This is a genomic window from Streptococcus equinus ATCC 9812 (assembly GCF_000187265.1).
Lineage (GTDB): Bacteria > Bacillota > Bacilli > Lactobacillales > Streptococcaceae > Streptococcus > Streptococcus equinus.
Window position 1 is genome coordinate 755,601 of record NZ_GL698429.1, and the last position, 7,015, is coordinate 762,615.

9 protein-coding genes and 1 pseudogene are annotated in these 7,015 nt (G+C 37.2%); all 10 read right to left on the minus strand.

Annotated features, from left to right (window positions below; translation table 11 throughout):
* Window positions 1–22: 22 nt before the first annotated feature.
* Window positions 23–676, minus strand: a pseudogene (locus HMPREF0819_RS03585) (IS3 family transposase); the annotation flags it as partial.
* A gap of 116 nt (window positions 677–792) precedes the next feature.
* The gene (locus HMPREF0819_RS03590; protein WP_004232421.1) at window positions 793–2,448 is read right to left on the minus strand and encodes a SulP family inorganic anion transporter; all 1,656 of its coding nucleotides are present in this window, start codon (window positions 2,446–2,448) and stop codon (window positions 793–795) included.
* Window positions 2,449–2,759: 311 nt separating this feature from the next.
* Window positions 2,760–3,161: an ASCH domain-containing protein gene (locus HMPREF0819_RS03595; protein ID WP_004232423.1), complete on the minus strand. Its 402-nt coding sequence runs from the start codon at window positions 3,159–3,161 to the stop codon at window positions 2,760–2,762.
* Between the two features lie 74 nt (window positions 3,162–3,235).
* Window positions 3,236–3,646, minus strand: a complete 411-nt coding sequence (locus HMPREF0819_RS03600) for a GNAT family N-acetyltransferase (protein ID WP_004232425.1) — start codon at window positions 3,644–3,646, stop codon at window positions 3,236–3,238.
* A gap of 38 nt (window positions 3,647–3,684) precedes the next feature.
* Window positions 3,685–3,822, minus strand: coding sequence for a hypothetical protein (locus HMPREF0819_RS08915; protein WP_004232427.1), 138 nt, complete (start codon window positions 3,820–3,822; stop codon window positions 3,685–3,687).
* The gene (locus HMPREF0819_RS08540; protein WP_004232429.1) at window positions 3,815–4,474 is read right to left on the minus strand and encodes an NAD-dependent epimerase/dehydratase family protein; all 660 of its coding nucleotides are present in this window, start codon (window positions 4,472–4,474) and stop codon (window positions 3,815–3,817) included. The genes HMPREF0819_RS08915 and HMPREF0819_RS08540 overlap by 8 nt, the downstream gene beginning before the upstream one ends.
* A gap of 245 nt (window positions 4,475–4,719) precedes the next feature.
* A complete protein-coding gene (locus HMPREF0819_RS09045; protein ID WP_004232433.1) occupies window positions 4,720–4,896 on the minus strand; it encodes a glycine zipper domain-containing protein in 177 nt (58 codons plus the stop codon).
* A gap of 74 nt (window positions 4,897–4,970) precedes the next feature.
* Window positions 4,971–5,714 (minus strand): YoaP domain-containing protein, encoded by a 744-nt coding sequence (locus tag HMPREF0819_RS09305; protein WP_004232435.1) that lies wholly within the window; start codon window positions 5,712–5,714, stop codon window positions 4,971–4,973.
* Between the two features lie 142 nt (window positions 5,715–5,856).
* Entirely contained in the window at window positions 5,857–6,216 is a 360-nt protein-coding gene (locus HMPREF0819_RS03615) for an ABC-2 family transporter permease (protein ID WP_004232437.1), read from the minus strand.
* Window positions 6,217–6,537: 321 nt separating this feature from the next.
* The coding region (locus tag HMPREF0819_RS03620; RefSeq protein WP_004232440.1) for a CPBP family intramembrane glutamic endopeptidase at window positions 6,538–7,015 on the minus strand (478 nt) is incomplete at its 5' end.

The following is a 7,015-nucleotide window of genomic DNA, read 5'->3' on the forward strand; positions in this document are numbered from 1 at the left end:
AAAACAGGTGTTGGTATTGCTACCCTTGGTCACTATGAAGAATCGTATCATCATAATGGTCATCTGGAAAAGCTTGTGTTAACATTCGTTTGATTTGTTCCAAATTAGACGAAGTGGATAACTGATAAGCGATGATGTCACTGTTATAGCCATCTAAAACTGGTGATAAGTATAATTTTTGAGAGCTGGCTGGCATGGCAAATTCTGTGACGTCAGTATAACATTTTTCGTAAGGCTTTGAAGCTTCAAATTGACGCTGGATGAGATTATCAGCTTTCTTGCCGATCTCACCCTTGTAAGATGAATACTTACGTTTACGACGAATACGTGCAGCCAAATTCATGCGTTTCATTAAGCGTTGTACTTTTTTGTGGTTGACCAAAAAACCTTGGTTTCTTAGTTTCAAAGTGATGCGACGATAGCCATAGTTTCCTTTGTGCTCATCATAGATCATCTTGATTTTAGCTTTAAGAACTTTGTTTTTGTCTACTTGTTTAAGTTGTTTGATGTGGCAATAATAACTCGAACGAGGTAAGGATAAAATCTCTAGTAACATCGCTAGAGAAAATTGCTCACTCAATTCTTGGATGATTCGTGTTGCTTTTCGCGCTCTGCCTCTTCCCTCAATAGGTTTGACCCGGCTGAGGCAAAGACATACCTTGTTTTCTGAGTTGATAGATTTCTAGTTTATCTTCGTAAGTTAATTCCATACAAAAAGCACCCCAATCGTTAGATTTTTTGTCTAACTTTTGGGGTGCAGTTCAAGTCTGCTGGATGTTATTATTTATATCTTTATTTTGCTAGGCTTGCTGCACGTTTAAGCGAGGCATCGATATTTTCACAAAGGTTTTCTTGACCAACTTTTTCAACAAAACCAGCTTTTTCCATTACGTGATAAGGTTGTTTATTCACGTGAGAAAGAATCAATGTCATGCCACGTTTTTGACAGATTTCAAGTGTTTCTTCAAGAGCATCAAGTCCTGAAATATCCATAGCAGGCACATTACGCATGCGAAGGATCAAGACATTTTTACCTTCTTCATGGTTAAAGTTAAGGAAGCCATTTGCAGCACCGAAGAACAATGAACCAAAGATTTCATAAACAACTGTGTTACTTGGCACGTGTTTCAAATCTGTGTTTTCAGAAAGTTCAGCATCATCAAGGCTATCTTTATCAACCCATTGACGAACGGCAGCAACATCTGACATGCGTTTTAAGAATAGGAAGGCAGCCAAAACCATACCAAACTCGATGGCAACAACAAGGTCAAAGAATACTGTCAAGACAAGTGTAATCACCAAAACCGCGATATCACTCTTAGGCGCTTTTTTAAGCATGTGAACAAATGTACGCCATCCGCTCATATTGTAAGCAACCATAATCAAAATAGCGGCCAAACAACTCATTGGAATAAGTGACGCATATGGCATCAAGAACAAAAGAATTAACAGTAGAGTTACAGCATGAGTCATACCAGCAATCGGTGTACGACCACCATTTTTAACGTTAGCTGCTGTACGAGCAATCGCACCTGTTGCAGGAATACCACCAAACAAAGCAGACATCATGTTACCAACACCTTGTCCAACCAATTCAGCATTTGAACGGTGGTGGCTACCAATCATACCATCTGAAACCACACATGAAAGAAGTGATTCGATAGATGCCAAAATTGCAATTGTAAAGGCTGGTGAAATCATTTGACGAACAAGACCAAATGACAATTCAGGCATTGTGAATGTTGGCAAACCAGCTTTGATAGTATACAAGTCACCAATTGTTTTAACTGACAAGTGACCAAATCCAACAATCGCTGTTGTCACGATGATAGCAACAAGTGAACCAGGGATTTTTTGAGAGACACGAGACCAGAAGATTTGGATGAGCAATGCAATCATACCAATCATAAGTGTTGGCCAGTGAACTGTATTTAAATGTTGAGCATATGAAACCATTTTTTCAACAAACTCAGCTGGAACTGCACCCATGCTTAGTCCGAAGAAGTCTTTAAGTTGTCCAACAAAAATACCAACAGCAATCCCCAAAGTAAATCCAACTGTGATTGTTTTAGGGATAAATTTAATCAAATCTCCAAAACGAAGAAGCCCCATGATAATCATCATGATACCAGCTAAGAATGTTGCAATAGTAAGACCTGCCATACCATATTGAGCAATGATACCGTAGATAATAACAACAAATGCTGCAGTTGGTCCACCAATTTGGACACGGCTACCACCTAAAAATGAAATAAAAAAACCTGCGACAACGGCAGTATAAAGACCTTGTTCTGGATTAACACCTGATGCAATCGCTAAGGCAATTGACAATGGTAAGGCAATGATTGCCACAATAATCCCTGCAACAAGGTCTTTTGCAAACTGCGCACCCGAATAATTTTTAAGAGTACTAAACAGTTTTGGCTTAATATATTTAAAAGCGTCCATCTTTTCCTCCCACTTTTATTTGTTCTCAGACGCTTACGAGAACTGACGTTACCATTTTATCACACCAAAAGTTAGAATTCTAGGGATATTGACATGAAAATTTGCAATATTTACCCCTTTTTTGCTCCTCTAAGGGCTTTTTTTAAAAATTTTGGCCAAAAAACACTAACTAGCTAAAATATAAGTGATACATGCTGATATACGCTTATCTAAGATAATAAAAAACGGTCAGTAGGAAAAATTCTGATTTTTTCATAAAAAACATCTGAGATTTTCACCTCAGATATTAAAATTATTCAAATACCTACTTTCTACAAAACTTCTACAATTTCAAACTCTTCAAAGACAACTGGCATTTGCGGTGAAAAGTGATACCCAAGCATCTCTCCCTCACGAGTGAAGAAACGCTCGTGGCTTCTTTTCCAAGAGTCTAACGTTTCATCTTCGCCTTCAAGCTTAGCAAGGTCATAAGTGATTTCCTCATAAGGAAGGATGTGCACTTTCTTTGTTCTCACCACACAACGAGGATTGCCATCCCAATCAGTAATGACACTTAACTCTCCTTCTTTTGGTATAGTTTCATCACCAAGTTCAAAGGCTGCTAAGCTGCTTGACGTTGCTCTCTTCTGACCTTTTAAAACCAAGTCAAGCAAAGTATTACAAGCTTTCTCGGTCAGCTCGAAATGCCATTTTTCAAGATTTTCGATGTTCATTTACTGTTCCTTTTCTCTCTAATTTTTAAAATTCTTTCATCTATTTACCTTTTCTATCGCCCATTGACAACACTCTATGTCCACAAAGATGTCAAAAACAGCGCTGAACAGTTTTCGCTTTTGACAAAACCTGCATTTTCATAAAAGTTGATTTCTTTATTATAGCCAATCACGGCAAGTCTCATAAATGCCTTATATTTTTCCTTGACCAGTTGAAGCAAATGACTGCCAATAGTATGACCCTGATAATCAGGGTCTACAAGCAGATAATGAATATAAGCATTCATCACGCCATCATCCATGACACAAATCAAACCGACCAATTTGTCACCATCCCACGCTGAATAAACAGTACTAAAATTCTGCATAGCAAGAACTAACTTTTCAGGGTAATGCCCCGAAGACCACTCTACCGAAAGGAACAAATGCTCCAAATCACTGCACTTGAAACTCTGGATAGATTTGTATTCCATATCAGCTGCCATACTATGACCTCTTTCTTTGTTCAGCTAATTCTTCTCGGTCAGTTATCACGCGCGGTATTCTTCAAATGCGCTTCAATATAATCAAAAAATGGTTTCTTTTTGATATCAAAAACATGATTTTCATACCATGTGTAGGATTCTTTTAAGCCGATTGCTATTGGTGTCAAATCAGGCAAGAGCTTTTTTCCTTTCTACATCTAAAAAGAACTCATAATCGTAAAAACTAAAGTAATTGCGCCGGTTGACCTCATCAAAAACCCCAATAAATTCTGGAATTTTATTGCTGCAAGCGTAACAGAGTTTCACCCACTGACGAACACTTATGGCTTCGCTATTTCCAACATTATAAAGATGTTCTTTTGGCTGATTTTCGATGATTTTTTCCATCATGCGACACAAATCCTTAATATAAAAGAATTGCAATTTTAATTCACCCTTGCGTGGCAGATAAGAAGGCAAATCATCTTCGGCACAATCAAAAACAAAAGCTTCGCGATAGACGTTATTCATCGGTCCATACAAATAAGGTGGACGTAAAATATAAGCATCTGGAACAAGCTCGAGTAGTTGCTTTTCAGCCGCAATCTTGTCTAAACCATATTGTCCCCAAAACTTATTATCCCCGAGTTGAGAGGTTTCTAAAAATGGCTGTGCTCCATCATCTGGATAAACAGAACTTGAACTAATCATAATATATGTTCCAAATGACCCAAGTCCTTCGATGAGACAAGAAATATCAGAAGCATTATAAGCTGTCACATCCAGAACGACATCAAAATGAAGGTTTTTCAGTCGATTGCCTAAATCGTGTCTATCAGCTTTAAGCAAAGTTACACCATCGACTTGTTTTTTGCTATTTCGATTAAGTACATAAACATCGTAGCCTTTTTCACAAAGTAATCTGCCGTATACTTGCTCACAAAAACCGTTCCACCCGTCACGAGCACTGTCTTCATCCTAGAAACCTCCTTCTAATTATCAGAATATTATGATACCTGCATTGTAACACAAAAAAACAGCAGTTACAAAGAACTACTGCTTTCAGTGCTAATCTTTTATTTTCCCCATAAAAATTAGTCAAATTCATTATCGCTATCATCATCGTCTTCACTTAACAAAAGACCAGCAATAAGTCCGAAAGCTATCCCAAGTGACGTCCACAAGCCAATGCTATGTGTTAAGGCACCAATCAACGCTCCGATAAGGACACCAATACACATTGCAACTGCAACTCCACGTTCTCTATTCATAATACTCTCCTCCTAAACTTAAAAGCTATTATTCCCTAATCATTTAAAAATTGGGCTTACTTATCCTCCAATCTCTATACTAATTTTAAAAATTTCTTATCATTCATTTGCTCATTTGTCACGTAATCACCATTATAAAAAATAGCATAAGTTGTAATCGGTGTCGGTGCCGACCGTGCTTCTTCCTTGCTAGTAAGATGGATAGCCTTAAAAGCAATTCCATGCTCTCTAGCAGTTTCTTCTAATATTGGAACGTACTTTGCATTAAACGGGCACTGGCTCGTGTAATATAAAACGTAACCTTTTTCTTCTACCTGAGGATGTTTGGCACAGTCTTTAAAACTTGGCACAACATCATCATCATCATCAAATGGCAAGTACCAAAGTTGAATACCATTATCAGCCTCATCAGCCACCTTAAAGCCTTTGTGTTTTAGATACTTTGGTTCAGCAAGAAATGGCTTCTTCTTAGCAGCTGCTAAAATGCATAAGCCCTTCTTTTCCTTAGACTTACTGTCAGAGATGCAAGTCCCAAGCAAATCATTCGAATAGCCATGTCCTTTAAAACTCCCCGAAACCCAAAGACAATCAATATACATGTAATCTTTAGCTTCAATCGGATTCCAGGCATTTTCAGCAGGAATATACTCGATAAAACATTTGCCACGCTCGATTCTTTTTAAAAACACCAGTCCATCATCAAAACGCTCAGAAAGCCAAGCTTTTTTAGACACCACTTGCGCATCCTTGTTATTTGAAAGGGCACAGCAAATATGCTCTTCTTCTAAATTTTCTTTTGTTACTTGGATGTATTTCATGCTAATCCCCCTAAAGAAAACGCTATCATTGTTATTTTTTGATTATATCAAAAACACTATAATCTTTCAAAAGAAAACTGAACTCACTTGATTTTTACAGAATTTTGACAAATAAAACCCAGACAAAAATAGATTGTCTGGGTTATTTTAGATGTTTCATCCTACTAACCATTACTAAATTTCCAAGATAAAATAGGATAACGTAACCTAATAAGGCTAGAAAACTTGGAAGTTCAAATTCAAAAATTAAGTTAACTGGAAGTGCAATTGGCATCCAAAGTACGTTTAGAAAAGCTTTGTTTGTCGCAAAAACGATAAATAAACATTCGACAAACGCAATCAGTAAATTGCCACCTTTTCCCATAAATTGACTCAAAAACATATGAAAATGATTAAGCATAACTAGTAGTAAGCATGTGATTATGGCAACATAGGCAAAATGAGAAACATTATCAAGCTCAACACCAACAGCTAACCAAAGTAAATATGAATTAACTCTCAAAATTAAAAATCATGTTCGGTACCTTGCTGCGATGGATTCTCATCTCCTGGCAGCTTCTTCAAAAACTGCAAGATTTCCTCAGTTCGATTTTTCCGGCACTCGCTCAAAAAATTACTGTATATAATATAGTTAATTCTCTGTATATAATATGATTTTGGGCAAGTGCGAACAGATTTAAGAAACAAAATCGCTCTATCGTTTCTGTGAGTTATCTATATTAGATACAGAAAAAAGTTCTGAGGAAATGCGGCAAAAAAGCAGAGGCTTTGACACCTCTGCTTTTGATTAGCTTTTATCTCGACAAACTGGGATTTCGAACATCTATAGTTCTTTTGTAGCCGTTCCACCTAAATATAAAGCATAACCACCGGCTACAACGATAATCACAATTGATATTACAATATCGAGTGTTTTCGAACTTTCCCCTGAAAACATTGATGCTACATCAATAAAACTATGCGTAATAATACAAGGCCATATACTCTTGCTCTTATAAAATACCATTACAAAAGCAAAGCCAATTGCTATTGCATAGGCTATCTGCAAAAGGGTGTCGAATGCAGCATGGCCTGTAAGTAAGTTTATGATATGACCAGCTCCAAAAGTGATTGGAGAAATTATAATCGCCTGTTTCACACTATCTTTCTCTATCGCTTTGAATAATAAGCCACGAAATATTACTTCTTCAACATAACCGACCAACGCCATAGTAAGTACTGCATATATCTGACCAGGGAGAGCATAGTGCACTGAAAAACCAGGCCAAAAGTTTACAGACATCAGTATGATAAATGGTATG